16 protein-coding genes and 1 tRNA gene are annotated in these 17,940 nt (G+C 70.0%); 6 read left to right on the top strand and 11 right to left on the bottom strand.

All coding sequences use genetic code 11. From position 1 onward, the window contains the following. Positions 1 to 37 precede the first annotated feature (37 nt). The 5 genes from AB0B85_RS23825 to AB0B85_RS23805 all read right to left on the bottom strand — a co-directional run bounded on the left by AB0B85_RS23825 (position 38) and on the right by AB0B85_RS23805 (position 5,529). Positions 38 to 1,228, bottom strand: coding sequence for a branched-chain amino acid ABC transporter permease (locus AB0B85_RS23825; RefSeq protein ID WP_357410790.1), 1,191 nt, complete (start codon positions 1,226 to 1,228; stop codon positions 38 to 40). Beyond that, positions 1,225 to 2,175 (bottom strand): branched-chain amino acid ABC transporter permease, encoded by a 951-nt coding sequence (locus AB0B85_RS23820; protein ID WP_357410788.1) that lies wholly within the window; start codon positions 2,173 to 2,175, stop codon positions 1,225 to 1,227. Before AB0B85_RS23820 ends, AB0B85_RS23825 begins: the two co-directional genes overlap by 4 nt. Positions 2,176 to 2,283: 108 nt before the next feature. Continuing rightward, the gene (locus AB0B85_RS23815; protein ID WP_357410786.1) at positions 2,284 to 3,450 is read right to left on the bottom strand and encodes a branched-chain amino acid ABC transporter substrate-binding protein; all 1,167 of its coding nucleotides are present in this window, start codon (positions 3,448 to 3,450) and stop codon (positions 2,284 to 2,286) included. A gap of 208 nt (positions 3,451 to 3,658) precedes the next feature. Further along, positions 3,659 to 4,690, bottom strand: coding sequence for a hypothetical protein (locus AB0B85_RS23810; RefSeq protein WP_357410784.1), 1,032 nt, complete (start codon positions 4,688 to 4,690; stop codon positions 3,659 to 3,661). A 215-nt stretch (positions 4,691 to 4,905) separates the two neighbouring features. Continuing rightward, positions 4,906 to 5,529, bottom strand: coding sequence for a response regulator (locus AB0B85_RS23805; RefSeq protein WP_088991522.1), 624 nt, complete (start codon positions 5,527 to 5,529; stop codon positions 4,906 to 4,908). Between the two features lie 81 nt (positions 5,530 to 5,610). On the opposite strand from AB0B85_RS23805, the gene AB0B85_RS23800 reads away from it, so the two are divergent. The 3 genes from AB0B85_RS23800 (at position 5,611) to AB0B85_RS23790 (ending at position 7,218) form a co-directional block, all read left to right on the top strand. After that, positions 5,611 to 5,693: transfer RNA gene (locus AB0B85_RS23800), tRNA-Leu, on the top strand. Between the two features lie 97 nt (positions 5,694 to 5,790). Beyond that, positions 5,791 to 6,474, top strand: coding sequence for a transcriptional regulator (locus AB0B85_RS23795; protein WP_357410782.1), 684 nt, complete (start codon positions 5,791 to 5,793; stop codon positions 6,472 to 6,474). A 93-nt stretch (positions 6,475 to 6,567) separates the two neighbouring features. Continuing rightward, positions 6,568 to 7,218: an NAD-dependent epimerase/dehydratase family protein gene (locus AB0B85_RS23790; protein WP_357410780.1), complete on the top strand. Its 651-nt coding sequence runs from the start codon at positions 6,568 to 6,570 to the stop codon at positions 7,216 to 7,218. Here the strand turns inward: AB0B85_RS23790 and AB0B85_RS23785 are convergent, their stop codons facing one another. Continuing rightward, positions 7,219 to 8,397, bottom strand: coding sequence for an aminotransferase class I/II-fold pyridoxal phosphate-dependent enzyme (locus AB0B85_RS23785; protein WP_357410778.1), 1,179 nt, complete (start codon positions 8,395 to 8,397; stop codon positions 7,219 to 7,221). A gap of 83 nt (positions 8,398 to 8,480) precedes the next feature. On the opposite strand from AB0B85_RS23785, the gene AB0B85_RS23780 reads away from it, so the two are divergent. After that, positions 8,481 to 8,960: an Lrp/AsnC family transcriptional regulator gene (locus AB0B85_RS23780; RefSeq protein WP_357410776.1), complete on the top strand. Its 480-nt coding sequence runs from the start codon at positions 8,481 to 8,483 to the stop codon at positions 8,958 to 8,960. A 60-nt stretch (positions 8,961 to 9,020) separates the two neighbouring features. After that, positions 9,021 to 10,043: an LLM class flavin-dependent oxidoreductase gene (locus AB0B85_RS23775; protein ID WP_357410774.1), complete on the top strand. Its 1,023-nt coding sequence runs from the start codon at positions 9,021 to 9,023 to the stop codon at positions 10,041 to 10,043. Between the two features lie 200 nt (positions 10,044 to 10,243). On the opposite strand, the gene AB0B85_RS23770 is transcribed toward AB0B85_RS23775, so the two are convergent. From AB0B85_RS23770 to AB0B85_RS23760, 3 genes are all read right to left on the bottom strand, one after another. After that, on the bottom strand, positions 10,244 to 12,517 hold the full coding sequence (locus AB0B85_RS23770) for a cellulose binding domain-containing protein (protein WP_357410772.1): 2,274 nt from the start codon (positions 12,515 to 12,517) through the stop codon (positions 10,244 to 10,246). 241 nt (positions 12,518 to 12,758) lie between these two features. Continuing rightward, complete coding sequence (locus AB0B85_RS23765) at positions 12,759 to 13,718, bottom strand: sulfite exporter TauE/SafE family protein (protein ID WP_357410770.1); 960 nt, start codon at positions 13,716 to 13,718, stop codon at positions 12,759 to 12,761. Between the two features lie 274 nt (positions 13,719 to 13,992). Continuing rightward, on the bottom strand, positions 13,993 to 14,457 hold the full coding sequence (locus AB0B85_RS23760; RefSeq protein WP_357410768.1) for an Rrf2 family transcriptional regulator: 465 nt from the start codon (positions 14,455 to 14,457) through the stop codon (positions 13,993 to 13,995). A 256-nt stretch (positions 14,458 to 14,713) separates the two neighbouring features. On the opposite strand from AB0B85_RS23760, the gene AB0B85_RS23755 reads away from it, so the two are divergent. Further along, on the top strand, positions 14,714 to 15,382 hold the full coding sequence (locus AB0B85_RS23755; protein ID WP_357410766.1) for a YceI family protein: 669 nt from the start codon (positions 14,714 to 14,716) through the stop codon (positions 15,380 to 15,382). A gap of 46 nt (positions 15,383 to 15,428) precedes the next feature. Here the strand turns inward: AB0B85_RS23755 and AB0B85_RS23750 are convergent, their stop codons facing one another. Both AB0B85_RS23750 and pyk read right to left on the bottom strand, forming a co-directional pair. Beyond that, complete coding sequence (locus AB0B85_RS23750; protein WP_357410764.1) at positions 15,429 to 16,313, bottom strand: acyl-CoA thioesterase II; 885 nt, start codon at positions 16,311 to 16,313, stop codon at positions 15,429 to 15,431. Continuing rightward, positions 16,310 to 17,758, bottom strand: a complete 1,449-nt coding sequence (pyk, locus tag AB0B85_RS23745) for a pyruvate kinase (protein ID WP_357410762.1) — start codon at positions 17,756 to 17,758, stop codon at positions 16,310 to 16,312. The genes AB0B85_RS23750 and pyk overlap by 4 nt, the downstream gene beginning before the upstream one ends. Positions 17,759 to 17,940: the final 182 nt, after the last annotated feature.

Below are 17,940 nucleotides of genomic sequence, written 5' to 3'. Positions count from 1 at the left end.
CTCGCTGCTGACGTCGCGCTCGCTACCCATCCGTGGCTCACTCAACGACAGCCACCTCCTTCTGCCGGTCCTTGAGCTCGGCGGCCCGCCGCCGGTTCGGCCAGAGACCCTGCGGTCGGAAGATCATCACGATGATCAGCAGGATCCCGAAGATGAAATAGCGCAACGAGGTCGGGCTGACGTCGAAGTCGTTACCGAAGACGGTAGCCGTCTCCGGCAGGCCGAAGACGTCACCCACCGACCGTAGCCACTCCGGAATGTAGATGACCAGGAAGCCGCCGAGGATCGCGCCACCGATGCTGCCCGCACCGCCGAGCAGCACCGCCGCCAACACCAGGATCGAGTTCTCGAGCGAGAACGTCGACGAGTTGACGAAGTTGGCCTGACCGGCCCACAACGTGCCGGACAGACCGCCGACCGCCGCGCCGATCGCGAACGCCCACAGCTTGAACCGGAACGTCGGCACGCCCATCAACTCGGCCGCGTCCTCGTCCTCACGGATCGCCACCCACGCCCGACCCACCCGGCTGTTGGCCAGGTTCCGGATCAGGAAGACCGCACCGATGATCACGGTGAGCAGCAGCCAGTAGTACGGCTTGAACTCGAACTGGAAGATGGCGGAGCCGTCCGGGTACTTGCCCGGCGGGTGCCCCACCTGCGGGATGCCCCGGTCACCGTTGAGGATCCAGTCCTGGTTCTTCGCGATGATCCGGATCATCTCCGCGAAACCGAGCGTCACGATCGCCAGATAGTCACCACGCAGGCGCAGCGTCGGCGCACCGAGCAGCACACCCGACAGCAACGCCAGGGCGATCGCGATAGGCACAGTGACCAACCAGGGCCACGGGCTTTCCAGCCAGTTGTACTCGGTGATGAGCTTGCTCTCCGGCGACGTCAACAACGCCACCGTGTACGCGCCGACGGCGAAGAAGCCGAAGAAGCCCAGGTCCAGCAGGCCCGCGTACCCGACCACCACGTTCAGACCGAGGGACAGCAGCACGATCCACGCGCAGTAGAACAGCACCGCCGCCATGTCGTTGCGCGTGGTGTACAGCGGGATCCACAGACCCGGAATGTTCAGGTACTCGTAGAACCACTTGTTCGGCAGGACGTAGAGGAAGGCGATGAAGGCCAACAGTCCCGTGATCCGGGCGGACTTCGGCAGCCCGTCGACCCGCCGACCGATGGCACTCGATGCGGAGTGCCAACGCTCTCGCAGAGCGGTCATGCCCGCGCCCTCCCCAACGACTCGCCCAGCAGACCGGTCGGCCGGAACATCAGCAGGACGATGAGCACCACGAAGGCGATGAGGTCCCGCCACTGCGAGCCGAACAGCGCCGACCCGTAGTTCTCGACCAGGCCCAGCAGGATGCCGCCGATCGCCGCGCCCCGCAGGTTGCCGATACCGCCCAGCACCGCGGCGGAGAACGCCTTGAGGCCGAGCAGGAAACCGATGTTGTACCTGGTGTTTCCGCTCTTCATGTCACTGAAGACGGCGGCCACACCAGCCATCAGACCACCAAGCACGAAGACCAGCGCGATCACGCGGCTCTTGTTGACACCCATCAGCGCGGCGGTGTTGGCGTCCTGCGCCACCGCGCGGATGCCCTTGCCGAACCGGGTGCGGTTAACGAACCAGTCCAACCCCACCATCATGATGATGGCCACGCTCAGCGTCAGCATCTGCACCGGCGTGACGCTCCAGCCACCGATGCTGAACAGCGTGTCAGCGGGCAGCAGGGCCGGGGCGCCGACCTGGCGGCGCTGGGTGAGCGTGCCCATCAGCTCCATCAACGCGTACGACGCGCCGATGGCCGTGATCAGGAAGGCCAACGGCGGTGCGTTGCGCCGCCGAAGCGGACGGTAGGCGGTAACCTCGATCAGGAGCGCGACGCTGCCGGACAGCAGCGCCGCGGCCACTATCGCCAGTGCGATGAGAAGCAGCGCGCCACCCACCGACGGAGCGCTGCTGTTGCTATCAAGCCCGAAGGCCGCCCAGGTCCAGATGGCACCGAACGTGCCGATCATGAAGACCTCGGAGTGCGCGAAGTTAATCAGGCGAAGTACGCCGTAGACGAGGGTGTAGCCAAGGGCGATGAGCGCGTAGATCGCTCCTTGCACCAACCCGGTTGTGGTCAGTTCCGGGAAACCCCGGACGAGTTCTGCAAAGTCCACCGATGCTCCGAAGGGTGTTGCGCTGAGCCGACGCGGCCGGGGTTACACACCCCGGCCGCATCGAAACAGCTCTGTTCGTCACGCCCTCAACCTGTGACCCCAACGGGATCAGGCCTTCGGGACCTCCACGTCCGGAGCCCACGCGCCGGCCTTCGCCTTGAACGCCCACACCTTGACCTGCGCCGGGTCCAGCTCGCCGTTCGGCTCCCACTTGTAGGTCACGCCCGAGGCGGAACCGGCCTTGTTGTAGGAGGAGAGGAACGCCTGAATGTCGGCGCGCGAGGTCTTACCGGCCTTGATCGCCTCGAGGTAGATGTTCGCCAGGTCGAACGACACGTCCGCGTACACGCCCGGGTCGACGCTGTACTTGGCCTTGAAGTCGGTCACGAAGGTGCCCTTGGCCGCGGTCGCCGGCCCACACGGGCAGGTGGCGATGGTGCCCTCGACGTCCTTCTGACCGGCCACCGACAGCATGTTGGCGTCGTTGATGCCGTCACCACCGATGAACGTGCCGGTCCAGCCCGCAGCGCGCAGCTGCTTGAGGAACGGCGCGGCCTCCTCGGTGTAACCGCCGTAGAAGAGGACAGCGGCACCGCTGGTCTTCACCTTGGAGATCTGCGCACCGAACTCCTGTGCGTTGTCGACCACCTTGTCGGTGCCGATCACCACCGGGCCGAGGCCCTTCTTGACCTCGTCGGCCAGACCCGCGCCGTACGCCGACTGGTCGTCGATGACGAACGCCTTGTCGGACTTCAGCACGTTCTTGATGTAGCTGGCGACCGCCGGGCCCTGGGAGAAGTCGTTGCCCACGCCACGGTGGAAGACCTTCCAGCCCTTCTCCGACAGGCTCGGCCGGGTGGCCGACGGGCTGATCACGGCGAGACCCGCGGTGTCGAAGATCGGCAGCGCGACCTCGCTCTCACCGGAGAACGCCGGGCCGACCATCGCCACGATCTTCGTGTCGGCCGCCGCGCTGGTCGCGAGGCCACCGGCCAGGTCGGCCTTGCCCTGCGAGTCGAACGCCTGAACGGTGACCTTGCAGTCCGCGTTCTCCGCGTTGTACTTCTCCACGGCCAGGTCGGCACCCTGCTTCATCGGGGTGACCAGGCCAGCGTCGGCGCCGGAGAGCGCACCGAAGAAACCGATCTTGAGGTCGCACGCCTTGTTGGCGGAACCTTCCGACGTGCCCTCGTCCTTCTTACATGCGCTGGCGCCGCCGGCAACAAGCGCCAAGATGGCGACGCTGCCGAGGACGCGCACGAAGTTTTGCCTCAAGGCTGGAACCCTCCTCCGTCCAGAAGCCCGCCGGCGCCCGGCAGAACGCCGAGGCGACAACGGACCGGACCGTTCACCCGGTCTGGGGCGGGACGTTATCCCACAAGCACTACTCACCGTAAGGTGTCGTAGGCGGCATTGACTCAACCGTTACCAGCGGCGGGGAACTTCGCGTTTAGATGTCACATCGGCGGGTGTCGACAACTCGTCAGACGGGCCCGGAAGGGGCGAACCACAGTCTCGCCGCCACCCCGTCGTCGATCGTGACAACCATCCGACCGTCCTGCGCCGTAACCGCCGCCGACGTGTCCCCACCAGCGGAAACTTCCGCCGGCAGCGCCACCGGCAACCACGACGCGCCGTCCCCGGCGGAGCGCCACAGCCGATGCCCATCGGCTGCCACAGTCATCGCCAGCAGCACACCAGCACCGCCGGCGACCGCCTCCACCCCGGCCACCGCGCCGGTGCCGGTCGCCCCGAACCCGGCCACCGCCCGCCACTGGCCGGCACCCGTCGCCGTCCCCGGCGACCCGGCCCGGGGCTCAAACGCCCACGCCTGGAAGCCGCTCCCCCGCACCCCGAGGGCGTGCACGACGGCACCCACCCGGACGAGACGCTGCACGATCTCGTCCGCGTCCGTCGCCGGCAACGCCAGGCGCGTCCACGCCCGACCGTCAGCCGACGACCAGACGAACGGATCACGGTCGGCCCGATCCGCCGGCCGACCGGCGCCGCCGACCAACCAGCCGTCAGGCACCGCGAGCGCATCCGTCGCGATGGTGGTCAGCCCCGAATCACTTGCCAGCCCGGGAGCGTCGTCGACCAACGCGAAGCCGGCCGCATCCGGGGAACGCCACACCGCCGCCCCGCCCGTCCGGGCACCCGCGATCAGCCATCCGGCGGCACCACCGGCGATGCGGCTCGCGCTCACCGCGTCCGGTCCGCCGTACAGCTCGAACTCCGCCGGCACCTCGGTCAACGCACCGTCGGTGTCCGGCCGCCACGTCCGCACCCGTGGGTTGCCGTGCGCGCCACCCGCGCGGGCGCCGATGACGGCGATCCGGCCCTGGTGGCAGCCGGCGGCGTAGAGGATCGCCCGCTCGCCGTAGTAACTGATCGGTCGCAACGGCACAGGAGCCCAATCCTGGCCGTCCACGCTCCGCCAGGCCGCCGGCCGGGTTGCGCCGTCCGGCGCACCCACCGCACCGACCGCGTACCACGTACCCGCACAGGCGGTCACGTCACGAACGATGAGCCGACCCGGCGGACCCGGGGGCACCGGCAGAGCCGCCAACGCCCACCGTGGGCGAACCGGTTCGGGCGGGCGCCGGTCCTCAGTGGACGGGCAGCCCGCGAGCAGCGTGAGGGCAACTCCGGACACCGCGACCACACGTCGGACCGACACGCGGGTGATGCTATCGATCCGTTCGCCCGCCGCCGAGCACCTGACAGCGATCAGACGGTCGGCTGCTGCGACACCTCGCCGCCGGCGGTCTCCGCGAGGATCCGCTCGGCGACCTCTTTCATGGTCATCCGGTGGTCCATCGCCGTGCGCTGGATCCACTTGAACGCCTGCGGCTCGGTCATCCCGTACGTGGTCATCAACGCGCCCTTGGCCCGCTCCACCGCCTTGCGGATCTCCAGACGGTCGGTCAGGCTCGCGACCTCGGCCTCCAGGGCCGCGACCTCGGAGTAGCGCGACAGCGCGATCTCCACCGCCGGGACCAGGTCACTCTTCTGGAACGGCTTCACGAGGTACGCCATCGCGCCTGCCGCCCGCGCCCGCTCCACCAGATCACGCTGGCTGAACGCGGTCAGGATGATCACCGGCGCGATCCGGGCCCCGGCGATCCGCTCGGCGGCAGCCAACCCATCCATGATCGGCATCTTGATGTCGAGGATGACCAGATCGGGCTTCAACTCCTCGGCGAGGCGAACGGCTGTCTCACCGTCGCCGGCCTCCCCCACCACCTCGTAACCCTCTTCGACAAGCATCTCGGCGAGGTCCAGCCGGATCAGCGCCTCGTCCTCGGCGATCAGCACGCGCCTGCGCTCGGCATCCGTCGGCATCTCAGCCACCAGCCACTCCCACCATCGATCACTGCACGGCTACCACCCATGCTCCCGCATGAGAGTAGTCGGGTACAGTAAGCGGCACCCGCCGGGATGGTGGAACGGCATACACGGAAGTCTCAAACACTTCTGCCCGAAAGGGCTTGCGGGTTCGAATCCCGCTCCCGGCACCTTGTCATACACCTGTTCGATGATGTGCGGATGCACCCACCGCAGTTACGGGCACGAGCCCGCGCTCTCCACGCACGCGGACACACCGTCCGCTCCGTGGCTCGCACGCTCTCGTTGCCGTATGCCACGGTCTGGCACTGGTGCGTCGATCGACCCGAGCCGGTGAAGCGCGGCACGGAGCTACGGTGCTTCCGGTGCCGGCCGGATGTCCAGAATCCGACCGACCTCGCCGCCTACGCCTACCTGCTCGGTCTCTACCTGGGCGACGGCCACCTGGTGACAGCGGCACGCGTCCCGGTGCTGCGCATCTACTGTTCCCATGCGTGGCCCGGGTTGATCGAGGCGTGCGACACGGCCATGCGAGCCGTGCTGGCGTCGAAGGTGCAACGGGTCCAGAAACAGGGTTGCGTCGGCGTGCAGAGTTACGGCACCCACTGGCCGTGCCTGCTGCCACAGCACGGTCCGGGCAGGAAGCACGAGCGACCTATCGTCCTGACCGACTGGCAACGGCGGATTCTCGAAGTCCATCCCGGCAGCTTCCTGCGCGGGCTCTTCCACTCCGACGGATGCCGAACAGCCAACCGGGTGACAGTGCGTGGCAAGGCGTACGTCTATCCGCGCTACATGTTCGTCAACGAGTCGGCCGACATCATGCGGCTCTGCCAGTGGGGCCTCGACCTGCTGGGCGTCGCCTGGCGGATGAACCGGCGCAACTCGCTGTCGGTGGCGCGACGCGACGCGGTCGCCACGCTGGACCGGCACGTCGGCCCGAAGTGCTGATCCCGCTGGCGCGCCGGTGGGACGCTCGGTTGTCCGGAACACCACGCCTTCGAGCAGGATGAGCCGAGTGGTCGACGACAGGGGTGGATGCTGATGCGGGTGGTCATCTTCGGTGCGACAGGCATGGTCGGCCAGGGTGTGTTGCGGGAGGCGCTGCTCGCCGAGGACGTGCGGGAGGTGCTCACCGTCGGCCGGAGGCCGACCGGTCGGCACGATCCGAAGCTGCGGGAGCTGACAGTCGCGGACGTGGGCGAGTTGGCGTCGCTCCGCGCCGAGCTGACCGGCGTGGACGCGTGTTTCTACTGCCTGGGGGTGTCCTCGCTGGGTCTGGACGAGGCCGCGTACACCCGGGTCAGTTACGACTACCCGCTCGCGGCGGCGCGGTTGCTGGCCGAGGTGAGCCCGCAGGTCACCTTCGTCTACGTCTCGGGGGTCGGGACGGATTCGTCGGGTCGGGGTCGGGTGATGTGGGCGCGGGTCAAGGGCCGTACCGAGAACGCGATCATGGAGTTGCTGCCCAACGGCTACGCGGCGCGTCCGGGGTTCATCCAGCCGACCTACGGCGCGGTGTCGCGGATCCGCGGCTACCGGATCGGCTACGCGGTGACGCGTCCGCTGTTCCCGGTGCTGCGTCGGTTGCTGCCGAACCAGGTCACCACTACCGACGGGATCGGTCGGGCGATGCTGCGGGTGGCTCGGCAGGGTTCCCCGATCCGGGTGTTGGGCAACCGCGAACTGCGCTGATCAGGCGATCGTGTCGAGTGCCTGGGCGAGGTCGGCGCGCAGGTCCTCGGGGTCTTCCAGGCCGACCGAGAGACGCAGCAGGCCGGCCGCGGGTTTCGCGTCGCCGTCGACGGGGCGGTGGGTGAGCGACGCCGGGTGCTGGATGAGGGTGTCGACGCCGCCGAGCGACACCGCGTGGGTGATGAGGTGGCAGGCGCCGGCGACGGTCGCCGCGGCGGGAGCGCCGCCGCGTACCTCGAAGGCGAGCAGGCTGCCGGGTCCGGCCATCTGCCGGCCGACGAGCGCCGCCGGGTCGTGCACCGAGGGGTGGTGCACCCGGTGTACGGCGGGGTGGTCGGCGAGCCAGCCGGCGAGCTTCTCGGCGCTGGCCTGTTGTGCGCGGACCCGCAGCGGCAGGGTCTGTAGGCCGCGGTGCAGCAGGTAGCCGCCGAGCGGGTGCAGGATCGCGCCGGTGACCGCGCGGACCTGACGGAGTCGCGCGGCCCAGTCGGCGTCGCAGGCGACGACGCCGGCGAGGACGTCGCCGTGTCCGCCGATGCTCTTGGTGGCGCTGTGCAGGACCAGGGTGGCGCCGTGCCGGGCGGGTTGTTGCAGGACCGGGGTGGCGACGGTGTTGTCGACGAGCAGTGGGACGTCGCCGGCCGCGGCGGCGAGGGCGGCGATGTCGACCAGGTCGACTGTGGGGTTGGCGGGCGTCTCGGCGATGACAAGCGCGGTGTCGGGGCGGATGGCGGCGGCGACCTCGTCGGGGCGGGCCCAGGTGACTGTGGTGCCGAGCAGGCCGGTGGCGAGGACGTGGTCCGTTCCGCCGTAGAGGGGTCGGACGGCGACGACGTGCCGGCGGTCGTCGCGGGCGGCGGCGAGCAGCGTGGCGGTGAGGGCGGCCATGCCGCTGGCGAAGGCGACGGCCTGCGCGGTGCCCTCCAACTCGGCGAGGGCGGTTTCGAAGCGGGCGACTGTGGGGTTCCAGAGCCGTTGGTAGACGGCGCCGCCCTCGCTGGGCAGGGTGCCACCGGTGGCGAGTTGTTCGTACGCGGCGCCGCCGTCCTCGACCGAGGGCAGTGGGTTGGTGGTGGACAGGTCGATGGGCGGTACGTGCACACCGAGGGTGCGGAGGTCGTCACGACCGGCGTGTACGGCCCGGGTGTCCATCGTTGTCATGCCGGTAGCGTCGAACATCTACCGTCCGACAGGCAATGCCTCGGCAGATGATTCTGTCGATGCCGCTGGTTTCGGTTCAGGATTCGGGCGAGGATGGCGGAATGTCTCCTGCGCCGAACGATCTGCGGCCGTACCCGGCCCTGGACGAGGTGGATCGCGCGATCCTGACCGAGTTGGCCGCCGATGGCCGGCTGCCGAACAACGCCCTCGCCGAGCGGGTGGGGGTGGCCCCGTCGACGTGTCTGACCCGTACCCGGACGCTGCGCGAGCGGGGCGCGATCCGCGGTTTCCACGCCGAGGTGGACCCGGCCGCGCTCGGCCTGCCGTTGCAGGCGCTGGTGTCGGTGCGGCTGACCGCGCACGAGCGGGCGGCGGTGGACGCCTTCCGGGCCCGGTCGGTGCGGCTGCCGGGGGTGGTCTCGGTGTTCCACGTGGCAGGTGCGGAGGACTACGTGCTGCACGTGCGGGCGGCGTCCGGTGACGCGCTGCGCGACTTCGTGCTGGACCACCTCGCGGTCGACCCTGTGGTGCAGCACACCCAGACCAGTCTGATCTTCGAGCAGGCGCGCGGGATGGGCTGAGCAGCGGGTGAGCTGGCCGACGAAAATCCGCAGGTCGGAACAAAGCCGGCCGCCGACGGGTTGGCCAAGCGTGTGATCACCGTACCGTTGTCTGTTCTTGATCTTGCCCCGGTCGCCAAGGGCACCACTGTCGGCGCGGCCCTGGAAGCCACCACCGAGTTGGCGCGACGCACCGAGGAGTTGGGCTACCGCCGGTTCTGGGTGGCCGAGCACCACAACATGCCGGCGATCGCCAGTTCGGCCCCCGCGGTGCTGCTGGCGCACCTGGCGGCGAACACGTCGACGATCCGCCTCGGTTCGGGCGGGGTGATGCTGCCCAACCACGCGCCGCTGGTGGTGGCCGAGCAGTTCGGCACCCTGGAGGCGCTGCACCCCGGTCGGATCGACCTGGGCATCGGGCGGGCCCCCGGCACCGACCAGGTGACCGCGCTGGCGTTGCGGCGCACCATGGAGGGCCTGTCCGCGGAGGGCTTCCCCCGCGAGCTGGCGGACCTGATGAACTACTTCAGCGGGGAGAAGCCGGGGCAGATCGTCGCCACCCCGGGTCGGGGCGAGCAGCCGGCCGTGTGGCTGCTGGGCTCCAGCGGGTTCAGCGCCCAACTCGCCGGCCTGCTCGGTCTGCCGTTCTCCTTCGCGCACCACTTCAGCTCGGCGAACACCCTGCCGGCGTTGGCCCTGTACCGGCAGAACTTCCGGCCGTCGCAGTGGTTGGACAAGCCGTACGCCATGGTGGCGGTCAACGCGGTGTGCGCGGAGACCGACGAGCGGGCCGAGTGGCTGGCCGGGCCGAGCGCGTTGTCGTTCCTGAAGCTGCGCTCCGGACGGCCGGAGCCGCTGTCGACCCCCGACGAGGCGGCGGCGTACCCGTACTCCGAGATCGAGCGGGAGTTCGTCCTGCAACGCCGCGACGGTCAGGCGATGGGCTCGCCGGAGACCGTACGCCGGCAGCTCACCGAGCTGGTGGAGCGCACCGGCGCGGACGAGCTGATGCTGACCACGCTCGTCTACGACGTCGCCGACCGGGTGCGGTCGTACGAGTTGATCGCCGAGCAGGTGGCGGGCGGTCTGCGCCGGGAGGCATGAAACACGATCTTCACGTCAGCGTCACCCCAGCGACCCCGACGCTGCCTAATGTTGGTGCCGGTGGTGGTACGGCATTCCCGGTCGGGACGGGTCGGGAATGCCGCGGTGTGGCGCACCGGGCCGGAGCTGAGCGGATTCCGCGGCTGCGGCCCGGTGCCTGCCACCCTAGGCGACCCCGGTCGGGACCACCAGGGGTCAGATCAACGTAGATAGATGTTCGGGGTGGGTGGGCTGGCCATCTGGTCGCCGATGAAGAACCCCGGGTGTGGCGGCTGGTTGTAGGCGGTGTTCTGCCACGCGATCGCCACCCGATACTGCGGGTCGTGCATCAGGGTGTAGATCCGGGTGCTGGTCGGGGTGGGTGTGCTGTAGATGCGCAACGCCCGGCTGTCGGTGGTCCGCCAGATCACCTCCTCACGCCAGTCGCCCAGGATGTCGCCGGAGAGCGCCGGCGTGGACTTGGTGCCGTTGTTGGACGCCACGTTGCTGCCGGTGAGCAGCCGGGTCTCGCCACCGGTGCCGTACTTGTCGATCTTCGTGGCGTCGAGCAGCTCCCGCACCGGGTCGCCGTCCCACCAGGCGAGGAAGTTCGCCGAGGACGGCTTGCGGCCGACGTTCTGACCCCTGGTGTTGGCCAGCCCGTTGACCGCCGACGACCACGACTCGGCACCGGGGCTGCCCGCCCAGATGTCCGCGGAGACACCCCGGCCGTTGTCACCCGAGGCCGGCGTGGACCAGAGGATCTGACCGGTACGGGCGTCGGCGAACCAGGAACTGGGCTTGCTCGCGTCCTCGTCGACCTTGAACACCTCCAGGCCGGCGCGGCCCGGGTCGAGGTCGCCGACGTGCAGGGCGTCGCCGTGCCCGTTGCCCGTGGAGTAGAGCAGCCGACCGTTGTCGTCGATGGTGGCGGCACCGTAGACGATCTCCTGGCGGCCGTCGGCGTCGACGTCGGCCACGGAGAGCTGGTGGTTGCCCTGGCCGGCGGCGGCGCCGTTGCCGGAGGAGTTCGAGTCGAACGTCCAGCGCTTGGTAAGCGTGCCGTTGCGGAAGTCCCAGGCCGCGATGACCGCGCGGGTGTAGTAGCCCCGGGCCATGATCAGCGAGGGGCGCTCTCCGTCCAGGTAGGCGGTGCCGGCGAGGAACCGGTCCACCCGGTTGCCGTACGAGTCACCCCAGGACGACACAGTGCCGCGCGGCGGGTCGTAGTTGACTGTGGAGGCGATCGCGCCGGTCTGGCCGTTGAACATGGTCAGGTACTCCGGGCCGGACAGCACGTAGCCGCTGGAGTTGCGGTAGTCCGCCGACGACGAACCGATGAGCTGACCGGTGCCGGAGCGGGTGCCGTCGGCGGTCTTCATGGCCACCTCGGCGCGGCCGTCGCCGTCGTAGTCGTACACCTGGAATTGGGTGTAGTGGGCGCCGGCGCGGATGTTGCGGCCCAGGTCGATCCGCCACAGCCGGGTGCCGGTCAGGGTGTACGCGTCGACGTAGACGTTGCCGGTGTAGCCGGACTGGGAGTTGTCCTTGGCGTTCGACGGGTCCCACTTCAGCACGATCTCGTAGCTGCCGTCGCCGTTGAGGTCCCCGACGGAGGCGTCGTTGGCGCTGTAGGTGTAGGTCTCCCCGCTGGGCGTGGTGCCACCAGCCGGGACCTGCAACGGCACGTCCAGGTAACCCGCCCCGAACTGCAGGGCCGGCGCCGACGCCGCCTGCTCGACGCCGCCGACCACGGCCCGCACTGTGTACGCCGAGCCGGCCGCCGCGCCGTCGTCGAGGTAGTTGGTGGCGCCGGTGATCGGGCTGGCGTTGACCCGGGTCGAGCCCCGGTAGAGGTTGAACGCCACCCCGGAGGTCTCGGTGCCGAGCAGTCGCCAGGAGACCAGGTTGCCGCTGCCGGAGCGAACGCTTATCAACCCTCGGTCCAGGTTCTCCAGCTGTTTCGCCCCGGCCGGTGGCGGGGTGGTCGGTGGCGGCGTGGTGGGGGGTGGCGTGGTCGGCGGTGGGGTGGTCGGGGGTGGCGTGGTCGGTGCCGGTGTGGTCGGTCCGTCGGTGGCCGGCGCGCCGGTGCAGGTGGTGCCGTTGAGCGCGAAGCTTGTCGGCACCGGGTTGCTGCCGGTCCACGAGGCGTTGAAGCCGAACCCGGCGCTGCCGTTTGTGGCGATGGCGGCGTTGTAGTCGACGTTACGTGCGGTGACCTGGGCGCCGGACTGGGTGACGGCGGCGCTCCACGCCTGGCTGACCTGCTGCCCGGCGGCGTACGACCAGGTGAGAGCCCACCCGTCGACCGGGTCGCCGAGGTTGGTGACCGTGACGTTGGCGCCGAAGCCGCCCTGCCACTGGTTGGTGATCTGATAGTCGACCCGGCAGCCGACAGCGGCGGCCGAGGCGACCACCGTGCCGAGCGTGCCGGCCACGACGGCGGCCGCCGTCGTTCCGGCGAGCAGGATCAGCCGATGTCTGGACGGGTGCATGCACTGCCTCCGAGGATCCGCAGGTGATCGCGGCGGCCCACCGGCCCGGCCCGGAACGCGCGGTGGACCCGTCCCGCCGCTGCGGCGGCGGACGGCGATCTGATCGGGGGTGAACGCCCTGGCACCCGCGGATCCGACTCCCCGCGCATCGTAAGGCAAGCGCTTTCCGTCCCGCAACATCGACGATCGTTGTTCCTGCCTCGTCGATCATGGAATCGTGGTGGGTGACAAAGTGCCCGGATCACCGCACGTCAGGCGCCATAACTCCATGATCGACGAGGCTGGACGGCCGCGATCTTGCGCTTACGGTGGCCTCGGTGGCCTTGGCGACCTCGGCGCGGGCCCGGCGGGTGCGGCGAAGGGCGCGCACGGCAAACACCAGGGCGGCCAACCAGCCGGCGGCCAACAGGGCGTACGTGACCGGGCGGACCGGGCCGTCGAGTCCGGCGGAGCGGATCAGCGTGCGGGCGTTTGTCAGCACGATCACGCCGCCGACCGCCGCGCCGAGCAGTTGGGCGGGCACGATGCGCACCAGCCAGGCGGCCAGCGGGGCGGCGATGAGCCCGCCGATCAGCAGCGCGGCGACGGTCGGCAACAGGAACCCTTCGGAACCCAGCCCGATCAGGAAGCCGACACTCGCCGCACCGGCCACCACGAACTCGGCGGTATCCACCGAGCCGATCACCTTGCGGGGCTCCATGCGGCCGGAGACCAGCAGTGCCGGGGTGGCCACCGGGCCCCACCCGCCGCCGCCGGTGGCGTCGACGAAGCCGGCGACCAGGCCCAGAGGGCCGAGGAAACGTCCGCGGAGCCGGCCGCCGGCCCGGTCGGTGCGCAGCGGTCGGGCGAAGCGGACCAGCAGGTACGCGCCGAGCGTGAAGAGGATGCCGGCCATCCACGGCGCGGCGGCCTCGGTCGAGATCGAGCTGAGCACTGTGGCACCGACGAAGGCACCGATGGCGCCGGGCAGGGCGATGCGGGAGACCACCCGCCAGTCGACGTTGCCGAAGCGCCAGTGCGCGACACCGGCGGCGAGCGTGGTGCCGATCTCGGCCAGGTGCACCGAGGCCGAGGCGGCGGCCGGGGCGACCCCGGCGACCAGCAGCAGAGTGGACGAGGTCAGCCCGTACGCCATGCCGAGCGAGCCGTCGATCAGCTGCGCGACGAGCCCGACCAGAGCGAGAACCAGCAGCTTGCGCACGAGCGCCCCCTGAGTTTTCGGCATCTCCTATCGACTTGGTCGACAATGCGGCACCGAGGGCCCGGGGTCAAGCCTCAGATCGGTGGATGGGACGCCGCCGATGCGACGCGACGCGGTCAGTGCGAACCGTGCGCCAGGCATGGCGCGGGCCACGGCGGACACCCGGGCACGGGTGGGCCGGGCAGACGGGCAGGCCGGCCGGGCGGGGCTGGCCGGCCGCACGCGGACCGGCCGGGTCGGGACGGGCACCCGGGCCGGGGTTGGAAGCCTGCGCTCAGATCCAGGCGCGCGGGTCGGCGACCAGCTCGGTGATCCGCGCGGGCAGCGTGCCAGCGGCCACGTCGGCGACGCTCACCAGCTCCAGGATCTCCCGTTCGCTGGCCCGTAGTGCGATCCAGACCTCCTGGAGGGCACGCGCCGGGCCGTGGTAGCCGAGCTGCTCGGGGCGCTGCCCGCGAACGTGGGCAAGCGGTCCGTCGATCACCCGGATCACCTCGGCGAGTGAGATCTCCTCGGCCGGGCGGGCCAACCAGTAGCCACCCTCCGGGCCGCGCTGGGCGTGCACGATGCCACCCCGACGCAGTTGCAGCAGGATGCTCTCCAGGAACTTCGGCGGGATCTCCTGGGCACGGGCGATCTGGTCGGCCGTGACGGGCCGGCCGCGCCCAGGACCACTGGCCGTCGCGGCAAGCTCGGCGGCCGCGCGGAGGGCGTAGTCGACCCGGGCGGAGAGGCGCATGTCGGCAAGGTTAGCCCCCGCTCAACCGGCCGGACGGGCGACCCTCGGCCGATCGAATAAGCATCGATGAAAGGCGTGCCATTCACGTCGGTTCCGGACGTCGACGAGGACCAGTCAAAGCGCGCCATGATCCACCGTTAAGGTGGGTGACGGAATGCCGGTGTGGGGCGTCCTTATGCTGGGCGGGGGCGCGATCGCCAGACCACCGCAGCGGCGCCGGGAAGCACATTGATACACATCGGGGGAAGGCAACACGATGACCGATATCGCCACACGCACCTGGGATGGCATGACCATCCCGGTGGCCGGCACCTATCTTCTGGATCAGGCGCACAAGCGGATCGGTTTCCTGTCCCGGCACATGATGGTGAGCCCGGTGCGTGGCGAGTTCGCCGAGGCGACCGCGCAGATCGTCGTGGCGGAGGATCCGCTGCTCTCGGCGGTGACGGCGACCGTCTCCGCGCCGAGTATCACCACCGGCAGCATCGACCGGGACACCCATCTGAAGAGTGCCGACTTCCTCGATGTGGAACGCTATCCCACCCTCGAATATCGAAGCACCGGAATCAAATGGCAGGGCCAGGAGGCGCCCATCTTTCAATGGGCCCGCCTGCGCAACCACCGGCTCGGTGGACGCGGCCGGAGTCCGATTGTCCCGCCGCAGTCCGAGGGCACACCCGGGCGATTCGTGCTGACCGGTGAGTTGACAGTGAAAGGAATCACCCGGGCCGTCGACCTGGAGGTGAATTTCGGGGGCGCCCGTCGTGATCCGTACGGGCAGAACATCTTCGGATTCAGCGCGACTGCCGAGATCGACCGCGAAGACTATGGCCTGCTCTGGAATGTGCTGTTGGAGAGCGGCGGGGTCCTGGTCGGCAAGACGGTGCAGATCGAGATCGCCGGCGAGGCCATCCACCAGGCCTGAGCGGCGCGAGCACCACCCGGGGACTGGCGGGGACGCCGCGTCGGCGTCAGGCGCCCACCCGGCGCAGCAGACCCTCCTGGACGGCGCTGGCGATCTGCTGGCCGTCGGTGGTGAACATCCGGCCGGTGGCCAGCCCGCGAGCGCCGGACGCCGACGGGCTCAGGCAGTCGTAGAGGAACCACTCGTCGGCCCGGAACGGCCGATGGAACCAGAGCGCGTGGTCCAGGCTCGCGCCGACCAGCCCACCCGGCCCCCAGACCTCGCCGTGTGCGGAGAGCACCGAGTCCAGCAGGGTGAGGTCCGAGGCGTAGGTGAGCGCGCAGGCGTGCAGCAGCGGATCGTCAGGCAGTTTGCCGTCGATGCGCATCCAGACGCGCTGGTGCGGGTCGGCCGGCCGGTCGCCGGGACGGACCCAACCGGGCTCACCGACGTAGCGGACGTCGATCGGCCGCGGGATCTGCCCCCAGATGCCGAGCCGCTCCGGGTACCGGGAGAGTCGGTCGGTCATCGTCGGGACGTCCTGCGGCGGCGGCACGTCGAGCGGGGCCGTGACCTGGTGGTCCAGGCCCTCCTCGGCCCGCTGGAACGACGCCGACATGAAGAAGATCGGCTTGTCGTGCTGGAGGGCGACCGCGCGGCGGACCGAGAAGGACCGGCCGTCGCGGATGTTCTCCACCTGGAACGCGATCGGCTCGACCGGATCGCCGGGGCGGACGAAGTAGCCGTGCAGCGAGTGCACGAACCGCTCCGGGTCGACGGTGCGGCCGGCGGCGACCAGGGCCTGACCGGCGACCTGGCCGCCGTACACCCGCTGTGGGCCGACCGGGGGGCTCATCCCCCGGAAGGCCATGGCCCCGGTCGGGTCGAGGTCAAGCACTTCCAGCAGCTGGTCGACCGCCGCCTGGCCGACCGCGACCCGACCGTCGCTCACTGCAGCGCCCGCGCCGACGCCGCGTCGACAAGCGAGCCGAGCTGGTGTACGCGCAGCGTGTTGGTCGAGCCGGGGGTGCCGGGCGGGCTGCCCGCCACGATCACCACGTAGTCACCGGGGTTGGCCCGGTCGAGGCCGAGTAGCGCCTGGTCGACCTGGCGGAACATGTCGTCGGTGTGCTGCACGAACGGCATCAGGAAGGTCTCCACGCCCCAGGTGAGGGCGAGCTGGTCGCGCACCTCGGGGACCGGCGTGAACGCCAGCAGCGGCAGGTCGCAGTGCAGGCGGGACAGCCGTCGGACGGTGTCACCGGTCTGCGAGAAGGCGACCAGGGCCTTGGCGTTGATGGCGCGGGCGATCGACGAGGCGGCGACGGTGAGGGCGCCACCGTGGGTCCGCGGGTCGTGCTGCAACCGCGGCACCCCGATGGAACCGGCCTCGGTGGTCGTCACGATCTTGGCCATGGTGCTGACGGTGAGCACCGGATACTTGCCGACGCTGGTTTCGCCGGAGAGCATCACCGCGTCCGCGCCGTCGAGCACGGCGTTGGCGACGTCGGAGGCCTCCGCCCGGGTGGGGCGGGAATTCTCGATCATGGAGTCGAGCATCTGGGTGGCCACGATGACGGGCTTGGCGTTCTCCCGGCACAGCTGCACGGCGCGCTTCTGCACCAGCGGGACCTCGTCCAGCGGCATCTCGACACCGAGGTCACCGCGGGCGACCATGACGCCGTCGAAGGCCAGCACGATGGCCTCCAGGTGATCCACCGCCTCCGGCTTCTCGACCTTGGCCAGCACCGGGCGGAACACGCCCTCCTCGGCCATGATGTTGTGGACGAGCTTGATGTCCTCGGCCGAGCGGACGAAGGAGAGCGCGACCAGGTCGACCCCGAGCCCGAGGGAGAAGCGCAGGTCCTCGGCGTCCTTGTCCGACATGGCGGGCACGCTGACCGCCACGTTGGGCAGCGAAACGCCCTTGTTGTTGGAGACCGGGCCGCCCTCGGTGACGAGGCAGCGGATGTCGTTGCCGGTGACGTCGGTGACCTCGACGGCGACGCGGCCGTCGTCGATCAGCAGGCGGTCGCCGGGCTTGACCTCCTGCGGCAGCTTGCGGTAGGTGCAGGAGACCCGATCCTTGGTGCCGAGGATGTCGTCGCCGGTGATCACGACCGAGTCGCCGGTGCGCCACTCGTGGGGGCCGTCGGCGAACCGACCGAGCCGGATCTTGGGGCCTTGCAGGTCGGCGAGGACGGCGACGGGCTTACCTGCTGCCTCCGACGCCTCCCGGACCAGTCGGTAGACCGCCTCGTGGTCGGCGTGGCTGCCGTGGCTGAAGTTGAGCCTCGCCACGTTCATGCCGGCCTCGACGAGACCCCGGATGCGCTCCGGGGACGAGGTGGCGGGACCAAGAGTGCAGACGATCTTCGCGCGGCGTGTCACGCCCATCAGGCTAGTCTCTCCTTCAGGTCGGACTCGGGGCCGACCCATTGCAGGCAGCGGAACATGTGTCCAACGACGCGCGGTGCGCGTCGGGCCGGCGGGCGGAACCGCACCGGGAACGTTGTGGCGACGGGCAACGGCGACCGCGCGCCGGGAATCGTACGCCTCCGCCGGGGTGCGCCGTCGGG

The sequence above is a fragment of the Micromonospora sp. NPDC049044 genome, from assembly GCF_040649215.1.
Classification (GTDB): domain Bacteria; phylum Actinomycetota; class Actinomycetes; order Mycobacteriales; family Micromonosporaceae; genus Micromonospora.
Note: the sequence above shows the minus strand (reverse complement) of the source record. Positions and strands in the feature narration are given on the sequence as shown.

What these genes read in the sequence shown, in the direction of transcription:
- AB0B85_RS23825 (WP_357410790.1), bottom strand. Translation starts at nt 1,228, where the DNA reads ATGACCGCTCTGCGAGAGCGTTGGCACTCCGCATCGAGTGCCATCGGT.
- AB0B85_RS23790 (WP_357410780.1), top strand. Translation starts at nt 6,568, where the DNA reads ATGCGGGTGGTCATCTTCGGTGCGACAGGCATGGTCGGCCAGGGTGTG.
- AB0B85_RS23785 (WP_357410778.1), bottom strand. Translation starts at nt 8,397, where the DNA reads ATGTTCGACGCTACCGGCATGACAACGATGGACACCCGGGCCGTACAC.
- AB0B85_RS23780 (WP_357410776.1), top strand. Translation starts at nt 8,481, where the DNA reads ATGTCTCCTGCGCCGAACGATCTGCGGCCGTACCCGGCCCTGGACGAG.
- AB0B85_RS23770 (WP_357410772.1), bottom strand. Translation starts at nt 12,517, where the DNA reads ATGCACCCGTCCAGACATCGGCTGATCCTGCTCGCCGGAACGACGGCG.
- AB0B85_RS23760 (WP_357410768.1), bottom strand. Translation starts at nt 14,457, where the DNA reads ATGCGCCTCTCCGCCCGGGTCGACTACGCCCTCCGCGCGGCCGCCGAG.
- AB0B85_RS23755 (WP_357410766.1), top strand. Translation starts at nt 14,714, where the DNA reads ATGACCGATATCGCCACACGCACCTGGGATGGCATGACCATCCCGGTG.
- pyk (WP_357410762.1), bottom strand. Translation starts at nt 17,758, where the DNA reads ATGGGCGTGACACGCCGCGCGAAGATCGTCTGCACTCTTGGTCCCGCC.